The 16,844-nt window shown below is 71.9% G+C and carries 14 protein-coding genes and 1 tRNA gene; 7 read left to right on the forward strand and 8 right to left on the reverse strand.

Annotation, left to right across the window (positions count from 1 at the left end):
• Positions 1 to 70 precede the first annotated feature (70 nt).
• Entirely contained in the window at positions 71 to 1,504 is a 1,434-nt protein-coding gene (locus tag ACZ6EJ_RS10810; RefSeq protein ID WP_469266163.1) for a DUF2252 domain-containing protein, read from the reverse strand.
• Between the two features lie 198 nt (positions 1,505 to 1,702).
• Entirely contained in the window at positions 1,703 to 2,791 is a 1,089-nt protein-coding gene (locus tag ACZ6EJ_RS10815) for an ABC-2 transporter permease (protein WP_469266165.1), read from the reverse strand.
• 82 nt (positions 2,792 to 2,873) lie between these two features.
• On the opposite strand from ACZ6EJ_RS10815, the gene ACZ6EJ_RS10820 reads away from it, so the two are divergent.
• Positions 2,874 to 3,335, forward strand: a complete 462-nt coding sequence (locus ACZ6EJ_RS10820) for a MarR family winged helix-turn-helix transcriptional regulator (RefSeq protein WP_469266166.1) — start codon at positions 2,874 to 2,876, stop codon at positions 3,333 to 3,335.
• Positions 3,336 to 3,756: 421 nt separating this feature from the next.
• On the opposite strand, the gene ACZ6EJ_RS10825 is transcribed toward ACZ6EJ_RS10820, so the two are convergent.
• Together ACZ6EJ_RS10825 and ACZ6EJ_RS10830 are read right to left on the reverse strand one after the other, a co-directional pair.
• A complete protein-coding gene (locus ACZ6EJ_RS10825; protein ID WP_469266168.1) occupies positions 3,757 to 4,590 on the reverse strand; it encodes a ScbR family autoregulator-binding transcription factor in 834 nt (277 codons plus the stop codon).
• Positions 4,591 to 5,012: 422 nt separating this feature from the next.
• A tRNA-Leu gene (locus ACZ6EJ_RS10830) sits at positions 5,013 to 5,095 on the reverse strand.
• A 319-nt stretch (positions 5,096 to 5,414) separates the two neighbouring features.
• On the opposite strand from ACZ6EJ_RS10830, the gene ACZ6EJ_RS10835 reads away from it, so the two are divergent.
• The 6 genes from ACZ6EJ_RS10835 to pknB all read left to right on the forward strand — a co-directional run bounded on the left by ACZ6EJ_RS10835 (position 5,415) and on the right by pknB (position 13,493).
• Positions 5,415 to 6,272, forward strand: a complete 858-nt coding sequence (locus tag ACZ6EJ_RS10835; RefSeq protein WP_469266169.1) for an FhaA domain-containing protein — start codon at positions 5,415 to 5,417, stop codon at positions 6,270 to 6,272.
• A gap of 10 nt (positions 6,273 to 6,282) precedes the next feature.
• The gene (locus ACZ6EJ_RS10840; RefSeq protein WP_469266170.1) at positions 6,283 to 6,801 is read left to right on the forward strand and encodes an FHA domain-containing protein FhaB/FipA; all 519 of its coding nucleotides are present in this window, start codon (positions 6,283 to 6,285) and stop codon (positions 6,799 to 6,801) included.
• A gap of 129 nt (positions 6,802 to 6,930) precedes the next feature.
• Positions 6,931 to 8,424 (forward strand): Stp1/IreP family PP2C-type Ser/Thr phosphatase, encoded by a 1,494-nt coding sequence (locus tag ACZ6EJ_RS10845; protein WP_469266297.1) that lies wholly within the window; start codon positions 6,931 to 6,933, stop codon positions 8,422 to 8,424.
• Between the two features lie 22 nt (positions 8,425 to 8,446).
• A complete protein-coding gene (locus tag ACZ6EJ_RS10850; protein ID WP_469266171.1) occupies positions 8,447 to 9,847 on the forward strand; it encodes an FtsW/RodA/SpoVE family cell cycle protein in 1,401 nt (466 codons plus the stop codon).
• Positions 9,844 to 11,301, forward strand: a complete 1,458-nt coding sequence (locus ACZ6EJ_RS10855; RefSeq protein WP_469266173.1) for a peptidoglycan D,D-transpeptidase FtsI family protein — start codon at positions 9,844 to 9,846, stop codon at positions 11,299 to 11,301. Before ACZ6EJ_RS10850 ends, ACZ6EJ_RS10855 begins: the two co-directional genes overlap by 4 nt.
• 170 nt (positions 11,302 to 11,471) lie before the next feature.
• On the forward strand, positions 11,472 to 13,493 hold the full coding sequence (pknB, locus tag ACZ6EJ_RS10860; protein WP_469266175.1) for a Stk1 family PASTA domain-containing Ser/Thr kinase: 2,022 nt from the start codon (positions 11,472 to 11,474) through the stop codon (positions 13,491 to 13,493).
• A 92-nt stretch (positions 13,494 to 13,585) separates the two neighbouring features.
• Here the strand turns inward: pknB and ACZ6EJ_RS10865 are convergent, their stop codons facing one another.
• Genes ACZ6EJ_RS10865 through ACZ6EJ_RS10880 form a run of 4 tightly spaced genes read right to left on the reverse strand, consistent with a single transcriptional unit; the run spans position 13,586 to position 16,821 of the window.
• Positions 13,586 to 14,317, reverse strand: a complete 732-nt coding sequence (locus tag ACZ6EJ_RS10865; protein ID WP_469266177.1) for a class E sortase — start codon at positions 14,315 to 14,317, stop codon at positions 13,586 to 13,588.
• A 25-nt stretch (positions 14,318 to 14,342) separates the two neighbouring features.
• Positions 14,343 to 16,001 (reverse strand): class E sortase, encoded by a 1,659-nt coding sequence (locus ACZ6EJ_RS10870; RefSeq protein WP_469266179.1) that lies wholly within the window; start codon positions 15,999 to 16,001, stop codon positions 14,343 to 14,345.
• The gene (locus ACZ6EJ_RS10875) at positions 15,998 to 16,636 is read right to left on the reverse strand and encodes an aminodeoxychorismate/anthranilate synthase component II (protein ID WP_469266181.1); all 639 of its coding nucleotides are present in this window, start codon (positions 16,634 to 16,636) and stop codon (positions 15,998 to 16,000) included. The genes ACZ6EJ_RS10870 and ACZ6EJ_RS10875 overlap by 4 nt, the downstream gene beginning before the upstream one ends.
• A complete protein-coding gene (locus ACZ6EJ_RS10880) occupies positions 16,633 to 16,821 on the reverse strand; it encodes a hypothetical protein (RefSeq protein WP_469266182.1) in 189 nt (62 codons plus the stop codon). Before ACZ6EJ_RS10880 ends, ACZ6EJ_RS10875 begins: the two co-directional genes overlap by 4 nt.
• Between the last annotated feature and the right edge of the window lie 23 nt (positions 16,822 to 16,844).

A 16,844-nucleotide genomic window follows, 5' to 3' on the forward strand; every position in this document is an offset into this window, starting at 1 on the left:
GGACACGCGGTGGACCCCCGTGCCGGGGTCCCGGCCCCGTCCCGCCCCCGGCGCCCGCGCCTCGGCCCCGTCATACGCCGCACTCGGCGGCTATCCGGCCCGCCCTGACCGCCCGCACCAGCTCCGCGTGGTCCGCTTCCGTACGGTCGGCGTACCGCACCGCGAAGGCCGCCATCGCCTCGTCGAGTTCGTCGCCCTTGCCGCAGTAGCCGGCCAGCAGCCGCGGATCGGCGCTGTGCGCGTGCGCCCGTGCGAGCAGCGCGCCGGTCATCCGCCCGTAGTCGTCCACCTGATCGGCGGCGAGCGCGGCGGGGTCCACGCTGCCCTTGCGGTTGCGGAACTGGCGGACCTGGAACGGCCTGCCGTCGACGTCCGCCCAGCCGAGCAGGATGTCGCTGACGACCTGCATCCGCTTCTGCCCGAACACCACCCGGCGGCCCTCGTGCTCCACCCGCGGCACGTCGAAGCCGACCGCCGGGAGATGGGGCGCGAGCACCGAGGGACGCGCCTCCTTGACCTGGAGGACCAGCGGCTCCCCGCGGTGGTCGAGCAGCAGGACCACGTACGACCGGGTCCCCACGCTGCCGGTGCCGACCACGCGGAACGCCACGTCGTGGAGCGCGTACCGGGCGAGCAGCGGCACCCGGTCCTCGGAGACGGTGGAGAGGTAGCCGCCGAGTCCGGTCGCGACGGCCGCGGCCTCGGCGTCCGGCACCCGGCGCAGGACGGGCGGGGCGTCCACGAAGCGCCGTCCTCCGTCGGGGCACTCCTCCGTGGACTTGGCGGCGAACCGGGCGCTGGTGTTCTTGCGGGCCTTCTCCGAGACCCGCTCCAGGGTCCCGGCGAGATCGCGCGAGTCGGTGTGCGAGACCAGTTCCTCGTCCGCGATGGCGTGCCAGGCGTCGAGCGCGGGCAGCCGGGCCAGCAGCCGCATCGTGCGGCGGTAGGCCCCGACCGTGTCGTACGCGCCCCGGCGGCAGGTGTCCTCGTCGGCCCCGGCGGCCCGGCCGGCCAGCACCAACGAGGTGGCGAGCCGCTTGAGGTCCCACTCCCAGGGGCCGAAGACCGTCTCGTCGAAGTCGTTCAGATCGATGACCAGGTGGCCGCGCGGATCGCCGTAGAGGCCGAAGTTGGCCGCGTGCGCGTCGCCGCAGAGCTGGGCGCCCACTCCGGAGACCGGGCCGCCCGCCAGGTCGTGGGCCATCAGCCCGGCGGCGCCCCGCAGGAAGGCGAACGGGGTGGCCGTCATCCGGCCCACCCGTATCGGCGTCAGGCCGGGCACCCGGCCCCGGTTGGACTCCTCGACCGCCCGCACGGCGTCCGGCCGCCCCGGCGGGAGGTCCAGCGAGGCGTGGGCGGAACGCGGCACCCGGTCGCGGAGCGCCTTGCCCGCCGCCTTCCGCGAACCCGACGCCCCGCGCCGTGCGAACCCCGGCACGACCGGAATACGCGCTCGCGCCCCGCCCGCGTCCTGCTCCGGCCCCGCCGCCCCGGTTCCGCTCATCGGCCCCGCCTCCCCCGCACTCGTACGCTCCTCGGCCGTCCGGCGTCCCGCTCCGGTCAGCGGCCCTGCCCAGCAGCGGCCGGGAACGACGGTACCGCCGTTCCCGGCCAACCCGCCCGGCCCCGGGGACGAGGCCCCGTGGACGGCCCCGTGGTCGGCCGTGTCGACGGCAGCGGGCCGGTCCCGGTCCCGGTCCGCTCAGACGCCGACCGCCTCCTCCAACTCCTCCTCCAGCTCCTCCTTCTCCCGCTCGGCCTTCTCCTCGGCCGCGGCGCCCCGCTCCGCACCGGTGGACGGCGCCGCCCGCCTGCGCGCCTCGGCGAGACCGGCGACGCCCAGCAGGGCCAGTCCGGCGATCAGCCAGAGCACCAGGACGAGCACATGGCCGCCCAGGGCGTGGCCGCCGAAGTAGACGTGGCTGCGCACGCCCTCGATGAAGCCCGCGCCGTTCCAGAAGGAGTGCAGCGACCCGAAGAAGCCGGGCTGCAGCTCGGGGCGGTAGATGCCGCCGGAGCTGGTGAAGTTGAGCATGACGAACAGGACCATCACCGCGAGCGTCGTCCACCGCTTGAGGAAGGTGTGCAGCCCGACGCCGATCAGCAGGATGCCCGCGGAGTAGAGCCAGCCCAGCGCCCAGAGCCCCACGATCCCCTGATCGACCAGGCCGAACAGCGGACCCGCGAACACCGCGCCGATGAGGCTCACCACGAGCGACGCGCCCGCCACCAGCACGGCCCGGACGCGCAGCGGCAGCGCGCCGCCCGCGCCGCCGATCACGGCGACCGAGGCGTACGAACCGATGCTGATCGCGACCAGCAGGAAGAAGACGCCCTGTCCCGTCGGATCGCCGTCCGCGGTCGGCGCCACGTCCGTCACCTTCAGCGGGGCGCCTTCCGCGGCGGCCGCCTTGGTGAAGACCTTCTCCACGACGGTGGCGCTGGTGTCCGACGACGCGGAGGCCACGATCAGTTCGGGGCGCGCGCCCGGCAGGTAGGCGCCGAAGCTCTCCTGGGTCCTGAGGTGCTCCTCGGCCGTGCTCCGGTCCGCCACGGTCCGTACGTCCAGGGCGCCGTCCCCCCGGTCCTGCAGCGTCTGGGCCAGCACCTGGGCGCCGGCCCCGGAGCCGACGATGTCCACCCGCAGGTCGTGCGGCTGCGGTGCGTGGAAGGCGCCCAGGTAGGCGAGCCCCATGCCGACGCACATCAGCAGGGGGGTGAGGAGGTGACCGAGCACATGGCGCAGCGACCCGGCCGCGGGGCCGGGGGCGGTGCGAGAGCCTGCGGACATCAGAACGATCTCCTATGGTTGGCTTTTACAACTACTAACTCGTTGTACTGTACAACCTAAATGCGGGAAAGGTGGAACGAGCGTGACGAACACCCCGAACGGAAGCGACCGCGAGCGCGAGGAGGCGCTGGAGGTCATCCAGCGCGAGCTGACCGCCTTCGCGCGCCGGGCGCGCGCCGCGGCGGCCCGACTGCACCCGGAGCTGCCGCTGGTCTCGTACACGCTGCTGGCGCACATCGACGACCGGCACGGCTGCCGGGCCACCGACCTGGCGGCGCACTACATGCTGGACAAGTCGACGGTCAGCCGGCAGATCGCGGCTCTGGAGAAGCTGGGCCTGATCGAGCGCCACCCCGACCCGGACGACCACCGCATCCAGGTCCTGCACCCCACCGAGGCCGGCACGCGCGCGCTGACCGCCACCCAGGCGAGCCGCCGGGCCGCCTACCAGGAGCGGCTGGCCGACTGGACGGCGCGGGACCTCGCCCGCTTCGCGGACTACCTGCTGCGCTACAACCGCGCCGGGGCCCCGGAGGGCTCCTGATCCTCCCCTGACGCTCCGGACGACCGTCCCCTGCCCGCCGGGTCCCGCCGGGTCCCGAGCGAGCCCGCACCGCCCGCCGACCTGCCCGTACGCCGCCGCCCCGCGCCGGAGCCGGAACTTGTCCAGAATTACGCGCGGAACCCGCACGCCCGAGGCCCGACGCCCGCCGACACGCCCGCCGTCACGGCGGCAGGGCCTCCGCCGTCGCACCGACCCGCCCCGGCCCCGCCGCACCCCACCGCCGACGAAGACGATGAATCGGGCGTTTCACGTGAAACATCAGGGGTGAGAAACGCCGCCCACGCGCATCCCCGCACCCGCGAAACACCGGGCCCCACGTCACCGGGCGAGCGAAACACCCCGCACGAGAGCGAAACGCCCCGCACAGCAAACACCGCCCGCCCTCTGCGCGCGGGTCAGGTCAGCCGACCCGTCCGGCCGCCACCGCCGCGCCGGCAGGCTCTTCCTCGGCCTCGTCAGCCGCGCTCCCCGTGTCACCGCCGCGACCGGCGCCGCCGCCCCGGAGCCCCGTACCGCCCGGCCTGGCGCCCGCGTCCGCCCCGGAGGCGGCCGCCGCGTCCTTGGCGGCGGCTCTCCTGGCCTCCAGTTCCTCGCGTTCCTCGCGCTCCGCCTTCTCCCGCGCCTGGGCCGCCAGGTCCACCCGGCCCTCCGGCTTGATGTGGGCGATGACTCCGGGGTGCGCGATCGACGGCAGGATGTGGCGCCACATCTCCGCCACCTGCTCGCGCAGGTCGGCCCGTCCGGAGTCGGCTTCCGAGACGAGCTGGATGCCGGTGAACGAGGCGACGATGATCTTCGCGGTCACCATCGGGTCGATCTGGGGGAACACCTCGCCGCGCTCCTGGCCCAGCTCCAACATGCGGGCCGTCGCGTCGATCCAGTCGCCCCACGGGTGCGGTCCCCCCAGGAAGACGCCCTCGATGGAGAGCCTCGTACCGGCACGGGCCATCGAGTTGTGGCGCAGCGCGAAGGCGAACTGCTGGCCGCCGTCCACCAGGGACTGGAGCGGAGATCCCTCCTGCGAGAACTCGACCGTGGAGGTCTGCTCATCCATGATGGCCTGGGCGATGGCCTCCTTGGAGGCGAAGTGGAAGTACAGCGCCCCCTTGGTGACCTTGGCGCGGCGGAGAATCTCCGAGATGGCGGCACGCTCGTAGCCGTAGTCGTCGAAGACGCTCGCCGCGGCGTCCACGATCGACCGCCACGTCTGGACCGCGCGAGCCTGCTTCGCCATTTCCTGCCTCCGGGACGTTCTATGCGCTCAGCCCTTCACCGCCGAGCCGCCGTCGATCCAACCTTCGCGGTCAGCGTATGCAAGCGAGCCCGCACGCGGACCATCGCTCTGTCCGGAAACCGTGCCCGCACCCCGCACATCGCCGTCGGCGAACGCTCGCCACGGCACCGCCGACCCTCCGCCGGATGCCGCCCGACGGGTCACGCCCCTGCTCCCCCCTCACCACCCCCGGCCCGTACGACGTCGCCCGCCCCCTCGAACACAGGACGCCGACGTCGGCTCCCCTGGGGGCGGGCACCATCACAGCGTGCCCACGACACGGCGACCCGGAACATCCGCACAACGAAGAACCCCCGCTCCGGATCTCTCCGAGGCGGGGGTTCTGTCGAACCAACCCGGCAGTCGCAAGCGACTACCCGTTGTGCGCGAGGGGGGATTTGAACCCCCACGTCCCTAAGGACACTGGCACCTGAAGCCAGCGCGTCTGCCGTTCCGCCACTCGCGCAAGAGTGGTGTTTCCAGGCTCTCCCACCGTTGTTCCGGTGCGATCCCCTGGCGACATCCGGAAGATTAGCACGCAGGACAGGGTGGTTTCACATCCGTCGTTTCACCGCTTCCCCGGGGGGAAGCGGGAACCCCGAGCCGTCGCCCCCACTCCTCCTCAGTGCGTCCCGAGTGCGGGACACTGTGGGGAGGCCACCTCTACGATCCGTGTGAGGGGTGACACTCATCCACAGGCCAGACAAGGGGAACCAGCCGATTTCCCGACGCGTGGATACGATCAGTAAGCAGTACAGGGACGATGACACCGGAGGAGGTGCCCCATGGGGGTCATGAAGCGTTTCGAGCAACGCCTCGAAGGGCTGGTCAACGGCACCTTCGCCAAGGTCTTCAAGTCCGAGGTGCAGCCGGTCGAGATCGCGGGCGCCCTCCAGCGCGAGTGCGACAACAACGCGACGATCTGGAACCGCGAACGGACCGTCGTCCCCAACGACTTCATCGTCGAGCTCAGCACGCCCGACTACGAGCGCCTCAGCCCGTACTCCGGCCAGTTGGGCGACGAACTCTCCGGCCTGGTGCGCGACTACGCCAAGCAGCAGCGCTACACGTTCATGGGCCCCATCAAGGTCCACCTGGAGAAGGCCGACGACCTCGACACCGGGCTCTACCGGGTCCGCAGCCGCACGCTGGCGTCGAGTTCGTCACAGTCCGACCCCCAGGCCCCGTTCCAGTCGCCCGCGGCCGGGCGGCCCGCCGCCCCGCAGTCGCCGGGCGGCTACGGCTATCCCCCGAGCGCCGCCCCGCCGATGCCCGCGGCCCCGCCGCCCGGCGCCGGACGGCCCTCGGCCCCCGCGAACGACCGGCGTCCGCCGGCCACGCCCGGCCCGCCGCCGGACGCCCGGACGCGGCGCTGGATCGAGATCAACGGCACCCGCCATCAGATCTCCCGCCCGACGCTGGTGCTGGGACGCAGCACCGAAGCCGACGTGCGGATCGACGACCCCGGCGTATCGCGCCGGCACTGTGAGATCCGGACCGGAACGCCCTCGACGATCCAGGATCTCGGGTCCACCAACGGCATCGTGGTGGACGGGCAGCACACCACCCGCGCTACGCTCCGCGACGGCTCGCGGATCGTCGTGGGCAGCACCACCATCGTTTACCGGCAAGCCGAAGGGTGAAGCGGGGGCAATGTCAGAGCTGACCCTGACGGTCATGCGGCTAGGTTTCCTGGCTGTTCTGTGGCTGTTCGTCATCGTGGCCGTCCAGGTCATTCGCAGCGACCTGTTCGGAACGCGCGTCACGCAGCGCGGCTCACGCCGCACTGCCGCCGACGCGCGCCCCCAGCAGGGCCGCCAACCACAACAAGCGGCGCCACCCCAGCAGCGCCAGCAGTCCGGCCGGCAGCGCCGCGGGGCGCCCACGAAGCTGGTCGTCTCCGAAGGCAGCCTCACGGGCACCACGGTCGCGCTCCAGGGGCAGACCATCACCCTGGGCCGGGCCCACGACTCCACGATCGTGCTGGACGACGACTACGCCTCCAGCAGACATGCCAGGATCTATCCGGACCGTGACGGCCAGTGGATCGTCGAGGACCTCGGTTCCACCAACGGCACGTATCTGGACCGGACCCGGCTCACCACCCCGACACCAGTTCCGCTGGGCGCGCCGATCCGTATCGGCAAGACCGTCATCGAGCTGCGGAAGTAGTACGACAATGAGCGAGCGGAGCGAGCGAGCCGCGGCAGCATGGACGACGGACGCTGCCCGGTTCCCGACCGGAGGGTGGGCAGTGTGGCTCGAGACAGGCTGTACCCCGAGCCGACGGGCGAGGTGCGCATGAGTCTGTCGCTGCGCTTCGCCGCCGGATCGCACAAGGGCATGATCCGGGAGGGCAACGAGGACTCCGGCTACGCCGGTCCCCGGCTCCTCGCGATCGCCGACGGCATGGGCGGCCAGGCGGCCGGTGAGGTCGCCAGCTCCGAGGTGATCTCCACGCTCGTCCAGCTCGACGACGACGTACCGGGCTCCGACCTCCTGACGTCGCTCGGCACCGCGGTCCAGCAGGCCAACGACCAGTTGCGCGTCATGGTCGAGGAGGACCCCCAGTTGGAGGGCATGGGCACCACGCTCACCGCCCTGCTCTGGACCGGTCAGCGACTCGGCCTGGTGCACGTCGGCGACTCCCGCGCCTATCTGCTGCGCGACGGCGTGCTGACGCAGATCACCCAGGACCACACCTGGGTGCAGCGGCTGGTCGACGAGGGCCGGATCACCGAGGAAGAGGCCACCACCCACCCCCAGCGCTCCCTGCTGATGCGGGCGCTGGGCAGCGGCGACCACGTCGAGCCGGACCTCTCCATCCGCGAGGTCCGCGCCGGCGACCGCTACCTGATCTGCTCGGACGGCCTCTCCGGCGTGGTCTCGCACCAGACGATGGAGGAGACCCTCGCCAGCTACCAGGGCCCGCAGGAGACCATCCAGGAGCTGATCCAGCTCGCTCTGCGCGGCGGCGGCCCCGACAACATCACCTGCATCGTGGCCGACGTCCTGGACGTCGACGGCAACGACACCCTCGCCGGACGGCTCAGCGACACACCGGTCGTCGTCGGCGCGGTCGCGGAGAACCAGGCCGCCCAGCTCGGCGACGGCGGGGCCATGCAGACGCCCGCCGGGCGCGCGGCCGGCCTCGGCCGCCCCACGCCCCCGCCCGCCGGCGGCTTCGGCCCCCCCGGCAGCGGCGACGCGGGCTACGGGGGGATGCCGGACGGCTCCTACGACGCGTACACCGACGAGGACTTCGTCAAGCGGGGCGGCGGCCGCACGTGGCTGAAGCGTTCCCTCTACACCGTGCTCGCGCTGGCCGTGGTCGGCGGCGGGCTGTACGGCGGATACCGCTGGACGCAGAACCAGTACTACGTCGGCACGCAGGACGAGAACGTCGCGCTCTACCGCGGGATCAGCCAGGACCTCGCCTGGATCTCGCTCTCGAAGATCGAGAAGAACCACCCGGAGATCGAGCTCAAGTACCTGCCGCCGTACCAGCGCAAGCAGGTCGAGGCGACCATCTCCGAGGGCAGCATCGCCGACGCCCGCCAGAAGGTCGCCGAGCTCGCCGCCCAGGCCTCCGCCTGCAAGAAGGACGCCGAGCGCCGCGCGACCGACGCCCGGAACAAGGCCCGTACGGACGAGGACGCCGCCACCGGCGCCCCCTCCGCCAGCACTTCCGCCACGCCCTCCGCCAAGGGGACCAAGCCGACCACAGCTCCCACTTCCGGCCCCAGCCTCTCGGAGGATGAGAAGAAGCTGGTCCCGCAGTGCGGTAAGCAGTAAGCCGTAGGGGGCCTTCAGCACCATGAGCGTTGTCACCAACACCACCACCATCGGCGCGATCGACGCACCGAGCCGCCGCAACACCGAGCTGGCACTGGTCGTCTTCGCCGTCGCCATCTCGGTGTTCGCCTACGCCAACGTGGGCCTCGCCCTCAACGGCGAACTGCCCTCGGGGATGCTCGGTTACGGAGCGGGGCTCGCCCTGCTCGGCGGGGTCGCCCACCTCGTGGTGCGCAGGTTCGCCAAGTACGCCGACCCGCTGCTGCTGCCGCTGGCCACGCTGCTGAACGGGCTGGGTCTGGCGCTCATCTGGCGCCTCGACCAGTCGGAACGGCTGCTCGCCCACCCCAGCTTCGCGCCGGCCGCCTCCAAGCAGTTGATCTTCTCGGCCCTGGGGGTGGCGCTCTTCGTGGGCGTGCTGCTCCTGCTCAAGGACCACCGCATCCTCCAGCGCTACACCTACATCTCCATGGTGGTGGCGCTGTTCCTGCTGATCCTGCCGATGTTCTTCCCGTCCCAGTTCGGCGCGAAGATCTGGATCACCATCCCCGGCATCGGGTCCATCCAGCCCGGCGAGTTCGCCAAGATCGTCATCGCGGTGTTCTTCTCCGGCTACCTGATGGTGAAGCGCGACGCGCTGGCGCTGGCCAGCCGCCGCTTCATGGGGATGTACCTCCCCCGCGGCCGCGACCTCGGGCCGATCCTGGCCATCTGGGCCATGTCGATCCTGATCCTCGTCTTCGAGACCGACCTCGGCACCTCGCTCCTCTTCTTCGGCATGTTCGTCGTCATGCTCTACGTGGCCACCGAACGCACCAGTTGGATCGTCTTCGGCCTGCTGATGTCGGCGGCCGGCGCGGTCGGTGTGGCGTCCTTCGAGCCGCACGTGCAGGACCGCGTCACCGCGTGGCTCGACCCCTTCGCCGGTTGGGGGAAGCACGCCGCCAGTGAGCAGATGGCCCAGGTGCTGATGGCCTTCGGCTCCGGCGGCACGCTCGGCACCGGCCTCGGCCAGGGCCACTCCGACCTCATCCTCTTCGCCGCGAACACCGACTTCATCCTCGCCACCGTGGGCGAGGAGCTGGGGCTCGCCGGGGTGATGGCCTTCCTCCTGCTGTACGGCCTGATCGTCGAGCGCGGCGTGCGCACCGCGCTGGCGGCCCGCGACCCGTTCGGCAAGCTGCTCGCCATCGGCCTCTCGGGCGCCTTCGCGATCCAGGTCTTCGTCGTCGCCGGCGGTGTCATGGGCCTCATCCCCCTCACCGGTATGACGATGCCGTTCCTCGCCGCCGGCGGTTCGTCCGTCATCGCCAACTGGGCGCTGATCGGCATCCTGATCCGCATCAGCGACACCGCCCGCCGCCCCGCCCCGTCACCCGCCCCGTCGACCGACGCCGAGATGACGCAGGTGGTCCGACCGTGAACAAGCCGCTGCGCCGCGTCGCGATCTTCTGCGGGTTCCTCATGCTCGCCCTGCTGATCCGGGACAACTGGATCCAGTACGTCCGCGCCGACGAGCTGACCGCCCGCGACGAGAACCGCCGCATCCGCATCGAGCGCTACGCCCACGAGCGCGGCGACATCATCGTGGACGGCAAGGCGGTCACCGGGTCCGTCGAGACGGACGGCAGCGACTTCAGGTACAAGCGGGTCTGGAAGGACGGCCCGCTCTGGGCCCCCGTGACCGGCTACTCCTCGCAGGCCTTCGACTCCTCGCAGTTGGAGAGCCTGGAGGACGGCATCCTCACCGGCAACGACGACCAGCTCTTCTTCGACCGCACCCTGTCGATGTTCACCGGGGACGAGAAGCGGGGCGGCAACGTCGTCACCACCCTGAACGGGGCCGCCCAGAAGGCCGCCTTCGAGGGGCTCGACGGGAAGAAGGGGGCCGTCGTCGCCCTCGACCCGCGCAGCGGCGCGATCCTGGCGCTGGCGAGCACCCCCTCGTACGACCCCTCGGTCTTCGCGGGCAACTCCGAGAAGGACTCCGAGGCGCGGCAGAAGCTCCTGAAGGACGAGGACAAGCCGATGCTCAACCGGGCGCTGCGGGAGACCTATCCGCCCGGCTCCACCTTCAAGGTCGTCACCGCCGCCGCCGCCCTGGAGAACGGGCTCTACGACGACATCGACGCCAAGACGGACTCGCCGCTGCCCTGGACGCTGCCGCAGACCACCGTCCAGTTGAAGAACGAGGGCGCCATCCCCTGCGAGAACGCCTCGCTGCGCGAAGCCCTGCGCTGGTCGTGCAACACGGTCTTCGGGAAGATGAGCGACGACCTCGGCAACCGGAAGATGATCGAGCAGACGAACAAGTTCGGCTTCAACAAGGAAGTCTTCACGCCCGTCCGCGCCGACGCGAGCGTCTACCCCGAGGACAACAAGCCGCAGAACGCGATGGCCGGCATCGGCCAGGCGTCGAACCGGACCACGCCGCTCCAGATGGCGATGGTGGCCTCCGCTATCGCCAACGACGGCAAGCTCATGCAGCCGTACATGGTGGCCGAGCGCCAGGCGCCCAACCTCGACCCCATCTCCACGCACGAGCCCGAGGAGATGGGCCGCGCCCTCTCCGGGGAGAACGCCCAGAAGCTCCAGCGGATGATGGAGACCGTCGTCGAGAAGGGCACGGGAACCAGGGCGCGCATTCCCGGCGTCACTGTGGGCGGCAAGACCGGTACCGCGCAGCACGGGCTGAACAACAGCGAGAAGCCGTACGCCTGGTTCATCTCGTATGCGAAGACCGACAGCGGCTCCCCGGTCGCCGTCGCCGTCGTGGTCGAGGACGGCAACGCCAACCGGGACGACATCTCCGGTGGCGGGCTGGCCGCCCCGATCGCCCGCGCCGTGATGAAGGCGGTCGTCGACAGCGGGAAGTGAGACCCGTCACGCGGCCGTCCGTCATACCGGACATCGGATACCGGTCGGATATCGGCTGCCGGGTGCGGGCGGATCACGTCACCCGTGCCCGGTAGCGTATGCGCGAACAGCGCACCGCCGCGGACCACACACGGGTGCGGTCGGGACTGACGGAGAGGGCTGGAACAGTTATGGAAGAGCCGCGTCGCCTCGGCGGCCGGTACGAGCTGGGCTCGGTGCTCGGCCGTGGTGGCATGGCCGAGGTCTACCTCGCGCACGACACCCGGCTCGGCCGCACCGTAGCTGTGAAGACGCTCCGGGCCGATCTGGCCCGCGACCCGTCCTTCCAGGCCCGGTTCCGCCGTGAGGCCCAGTCGGCCGCCTCGCTCAACCACCCCGCCATCGTCGCCGTGTACGACACCGGCGAGGACTACGTCGACGGGGTCTCCATCCCGTACATCGTGATGGAGTACGTCGACGGGTCCACGCTGCGGGAACTGCTGCACTCCGGCCGCAGGCTGCTCCCCGAGCGCACGCTGGAGATGACGGTCGGCATCCTCCAGGCCCTGGAGTACTCGCACCGCGCGCAGATCGTCCACCGCGACATCAAGCCGGCGAACGTCATGCTGACGCGCACCGGCCAGGTCAAGGTCATGGACTTCGGCATCGCCCGCGCCATGGGCGACTCCGGGATGACGATGACGCAGACCGCCGCGGTCATCGGCACCGCCCAGTACCTCTCCCCGGAGCAGGCCAAGGGCGAGCAGGTCGACGCCCGCTCCGACCTGTACTCCACCGGCTGCCTGCTGTACGAGCTGCTCGCGGTGCGGCCCCCGTTCATCGGGGACTCGCCCGTCGCGGTGGCCTACCAGCACGTCCGGGAGGAGCCGCAGCCGCCGAGCAACTTCGACCCCGAGATCACGCCCGAGATGGACGCGATCGTCCTCAAGGCGCTCACCAAGGACCCGGACTACCGCTACCAGTCCGCCGACGAGATGCGCGCCGACATCGAGGCCTGCCTCGACGGGCGCCCGGTCGCGGCCACGGCGGCGATGGGCGCGGTGGGGTACGGGGGCTACGACGGCTACCCCGGCGACCAGCCCACCACCGCCCTGCGCCCGAGCGACCCGAACAGCGCGCAGACCTCGATGCTGCCCCCGGTCAACCCGGAGGACGGCGGCTACGACGACCGGCCGGGGCGGCGGCGCCAGAAGAAGAACAACACCTCGACGATCCTGCTGGTCGTCGCGGGCGTCCTGGTGCTCATCGGCGCGATCCTGATCGGCCGCGCCGTCTTCGCCCCCACCGACGACGACGGGCAGCAGGTCAAGGCGCCGCACGTGGTGGGCGCCACCCTGGAGCGGGCGCAGAGCCTCGCGGCCAACGCCGGCGTCGTCCTGAAGGTCGGCGCCGAGGAGCCCTGCGAGAACCAGGACAAGGGCAAGATCTGCTCCCAGGAGCCCGCGGGCGACGCGCTGATGGACAAGGACGGCACCGTCACGGTCGTCGTCTCCGCCGGCGCTCCGAAGATCGAGGTCCCCAACGTCCTGGAGAAGTCCGAGGACGGGGCCCGCCAGGTGCTGGAGGAGAAGGGCTTCACGGTCAACGTCACGACGGCGGAGTCCGAGAAGACCGAGAACACGGTGATCAAGCAGGACCCGGCGGGCGGCGAGAAGGCCGAGGAGGGGGCGGAGATCACCCTCACGATCGCCAAGCAGGCCACCCTCGACCTGCCGGACATGCGCACCCGGACCTACGCGGCCGCGGAGCAGCAGTTGCGGGGCATCGGCTTCACCAACATCTCGCGGACCGACGTCGACTCGGACCAGCCCAAGGACACGGTCGTCGAGCAGAGCCCGGCGCCCGGCAAGCAGGCCGAGGACGCGCAGATCGTCCTCAAGGTCTCCAAGGGCCCGCCGGAGCCCGAGCAGGTCCAGGTCCCGGCCGTCCAGGGCCTGACGCTCGCCGAGGCCAAGGCGCAGATCCAGCAGGCGGGTCTGACCGTCGGCAGCATCCGGGGCCCGCAGGAGGACGACGCCAAGGTGGTCATCGTCCAGCCGGGCGTCGGCCAGCCGGTGCCGAAGAACTCCGCGGTCAACCTCCTCACCACCGCGGGCGACGGCGGCGGCGGCGGGGGCGAGGACGACGACGGCAACGGCAACGGCAACCAGGGCGGGGGCGGCGGCCTCTTCGGAGGCGCGTTCGGCGGGTAGCGCCCACGCCCCGTGCACACGTCGAAGGGCCCCGGCCACCGCGATGGCGGCCGGGGCCCTTCGGCGCGTCCGCGCTCCCCCGCCGGGAGGGCTCAGCGCAGCTCCGCCGGTTTCGTGCGGTCCCGGTCGACCTTCTCCGTGCGCTCCAGCTCGCCCCACACGATGTAGCGGTACTGGGAGGTGTAGACCGGGGTGCAGGTCGTGAGCGTGATGTAGCGCCCCGGCTTCTTCACGCCCGACTCCTCGGGCACCGGGCGGATGACGTCGACGTTGAACTTCGAGGTCTCCGGGAGCGTCTCGTAGACCTTGTAGACGTACCAGGTGTCCTTGGTCTCGAATACGATCGCGTCGCCCTCGGTCAGCTTGTGGATGTTGTGGAACCGGGCGCCGTGCCCGTCCCGGTGCGCTGCCAGCGTGAAGTTGCCCGTCTCGTCCCAGGGCAGGGCGGACGCGATCGGGTCGGTGTAGTAGCCCGCGACGCCGCTGTTCAGGGATTCGGGGTCGGTGCCCTTCTTGACGAGCACCTCGCCGTTCTTCATCGCGGGCACGTGCAGGAAGCCGATGCCGTCCTTGGTGTCCAGCGCGCCCGGACCGCCGGCCCAGCGGCTGCGGACCGTGTCGCCCTGCTGGTCGGCCTCGCGGTCGGCGAGCACGTTGGTCCACCACAGGGAGTACACGACGAAGAGGCCGAGGACCAGGCCCACGGTGATCAGCAGTTCGCCGAGGACGCTGACGGCCGTCGCCAGGGGGTGGCGGGGGCGGGGACGCGCCGGGGGCGGCGCGGACGCGTCGGTCCGCTCGTCGTGCTTGGTCCTCGCTGCCACCGCACCGCCCCTGTCCTGAGGATGTTCAGCCGACGAGCGCGTCGGGCTTCCCCTTGCTGCGCGGCCGCTCGTCGACCATCTTGCCCCAGACGATCAACCGGTAGGTACTCGTGAATTCCGGGGTGCAGGTCGTCAACGTGATGTACCGGCCCGGCCCCTTGAAGCCGGAGCCGACCGGCACCGGCTCGATCACCGAGATGTTGGACGGCGAGGTCTGCGGGAGGACACTGGCCATCTCGTACGTGTAGTACGCGTCCCGCGTCTCGATCACGATCGGGTCGCCGGGGACCAGCGTGTTGACGTAGCGGAACGGCTCGCCGTGGGTGTTGCGGTGGCCCGCCACCGCGAAGTTGCCCTGCTCGTCCTCGGGCATGGCCGTCTTGAGCCGGCCCTCGCCGTAGTGACCGATCATCCCCCGGTCGAGGACCTTCTCCTTGTCGATGCCCTCGGCGATCGGGGCGACGACGTCCAACTTGGGGATGTGCATGATCGCGAAGCCCTCGCCGGGCGCGAAGACGCCGGGCTTCCGCTTCCCGTTGGCCCATCCGTCCTGGATCCTGTGCGTCTCCCGGCCGGCGATCTGCTCGGCCCGGACGTTGGTCCACCACAGTTGGTAGGCGACGAACAGCAGCATCAGGACGCCGAGGGAGATGAACACCTCGCCGGCCACCCGGCTGGCGACCACCGCCGGGCTGTCCTTCGCCGCCCGCGCCGCGCGCCGCGCCTCGACCCGCGACAGCGGCGCGGCGGGCGCGGCGGGCGCGGCGGACGCGGCGGGCGGTTCCGTACGCCGCCGGCCGCGTCCCTTGGCAGCCCTGCGCCGCTCGGCGCGCCCGCCGCCGGGCAAGACGGGGGGCGTACGGGGCTCCGCCGCGTCCTGCCCGTACCCCGCGCCGGAGCCCCCGGCGACCGAGCTCAGCACCTCGGTGCGCGGCTCGGCGGGGACGGCTCTGAGCACCTGGGTGGCCGGGTCTGCGGGAACGGCTCTGGAGACCTGTGCGGCCGGTTCGGCCGGGACGGCCCTGAGCACCTGGGTGGCGGGATCGGCCGGGACCGCTCCGAGAACCTGGGTGGCCGGGTCGGCCGGGACGGCCCTGAGCACCTGGGTGGCCGGGTCTGCGGGAACGGCTCCGAGGACCTGGGTCGGGGGCTCGGGGGTCGGGCCCCGGTCGCCGGGGGGCGTCGGCCGCCGGGGGGTCGCCGGGCGGAGCACCATCGTCTCGTCGGGCCTCGGGACGGCCGGGGAGGCGGACGCCGGACGCGCCGGGCCGGGGGCTCCGGCGGGCTTGTGCGCCGGGCCGGGGGCTCCGGCGGGCTTGTGCGCCGGGCGGCCGGTCGTCGCGGGCGTCCGCGCCGGGCCGTCGGCCGGGGGCGGCCCCGGAACGGGCTCAGGCGGCCGCTGGGGCCCGTACCAGTCCCGGCGGAACCCCTCGGGGTCGTACCACTCTCGGGGCTCGTAGGAGGGCTGCTGCGCCTTACGGGGCGCCTCGCCCGGTCCGTCCGGGCCGCGGTCCGCCGGGCGGGCCTCCGCTCGGAACCACGGGGAGGTGTGCCCGCCGGGCAGCGGATCGTTGAGCGGGTCCGCGAGGCCGTCCACCGCCGCCGTGAGCGCGCCGTCGGGCCCGTACGGCTCCTGCGCGCGCGGAGCCTCCTGTCCGGCGTCCTCGGGGCGGCCCTCGGTCACGCGACGGCCTTGCCCACCACCGGCGCGAGCCCCGCCGACCGCGCGACGGCCCCCCGGTCCCCACACTGCTCCAACCAGTTGGCGAGCATCAGGTGGCCGTGTTCCGTCAGCACCGACTCGGGGTGGAACTGCACGCCCTCCACCGCCCGGTCGCGGTGGCGCAGCCCCATGACGATGCCGTCCGCCGTGCGGGCGGTGACCTCCAGCTCGGCGGGCAGCGCGCCGGGGTCGGCGGCGAGCGAGTGGTAGCGCGTCGCGGTGAACGGGGAGGGCAGCCCGGCGAACACGCCCTGCCCCGCGTGCTCCACCGGCGAGGTCTTGCCGTGCAGCAGCTCGGGGGCCCGGTCGACGACCCCGCCGTACGCGACCGCCATGGACTGCATCCCCAGGCAGACGCCGAAGACCGGGACGCCGGTGTCGGCGCAGTGGCGCACCATCTCGACGCAGACGCCGGCCTGTTCGGGCGTGCCGGGGCCCGGCGAGAGCAGCACCCCGTCGAAGCCGTCCTGGGCGTGGGCGGGGCTCACCTCGTCGTTGCGCACCACCTCGCACGCGGCGCCGAGCTGGTAGAGGTACTGGACGAGGTTGAAGACGAAGCTGTCGTAGTTGTCCACGACGAGGATGCGCGCGCTCACCGGCCGGCTCCCGATCCACCGGCGCTCTCGCCGTCGACGGTCACGTCTCCGAACGGGAGCAGCGGCTCCGCCCACGGGAACACGTACTGGAACAGCGCGTAGACGACCGCCAGCACGAGCACCAGCGAAAGGGCGCTCCGCACCCACGCGTTGCCCGGCAGATGCCGCCAGATCCATCCGTACACGCTGATCCCTCCGTTCGGTGTCC

Source organism: Streptomyces sp. NPDC041970 (genome assembly GCF_055588985.1).

Bases quoted from the DNA above. Each gene is read 5' to 3' on its own strand.
- ACZ6EJ_RS10810 (WP_469266163.1), bottom strand. From the start codon at position 1,504: ATGAGCGGAACCGGGGCGGCGGGGCCGGAGCAGGACGCGGGCGGGGCG.
- ACZ6EJ_RS10815 (WP_469266165.1), bottom strand. From the start codon at position 2,791: ATGTCCGCAGGCTCTCGCACCGCCCCCGGCCCCGCGGCCGGGTCGCTG.
- ACZ6EJ_RS10825 (WP_469266168.1), bottom strand. From the start codon at position 4,590: ATGGCGAAGCAGGCTCGCGCGGTCCAGACGTGGCGGTCGATCGTGGAC.
- ACZ6EJ_RS10835 (WP_469266169.1), top strand. From the start codon at position 5,415: ATGGGGGTCATGAAGCGTTTCGAGCAACGCCTCGAAGGGCTGGTCAAC.
- ACZ6EJ_RS10840 (WP_469266170.1), top strand. From the start codon at position 6,283: ATGTCAGAGCTGACCCTGACGGTCATGCGGCTAGGTTTCCTGGCTGTT.
- ACZ6EJ_RS10845 (WP_469266297.1), top strand. From the start codon at position 6,931: ATGAGTCTGTCGCTGCGCTTCGCCGCCGGATCGCACAAGGGCATGATC.
- ACZ6EJ_RS10850 (WP_469266171.1), top strand. From the start codon at position 8,447: ATGAGCGTTGTCACCAACACCACCACCATCGGCGCGATCGACGCACCG.
- pknB (WP_469266175.1), top strand. From the start codon at position 11,472: ATGGAAGAGCCGCGTCGCCTCGGCGGCCGGTACGAGCTGGGCTCGGTG.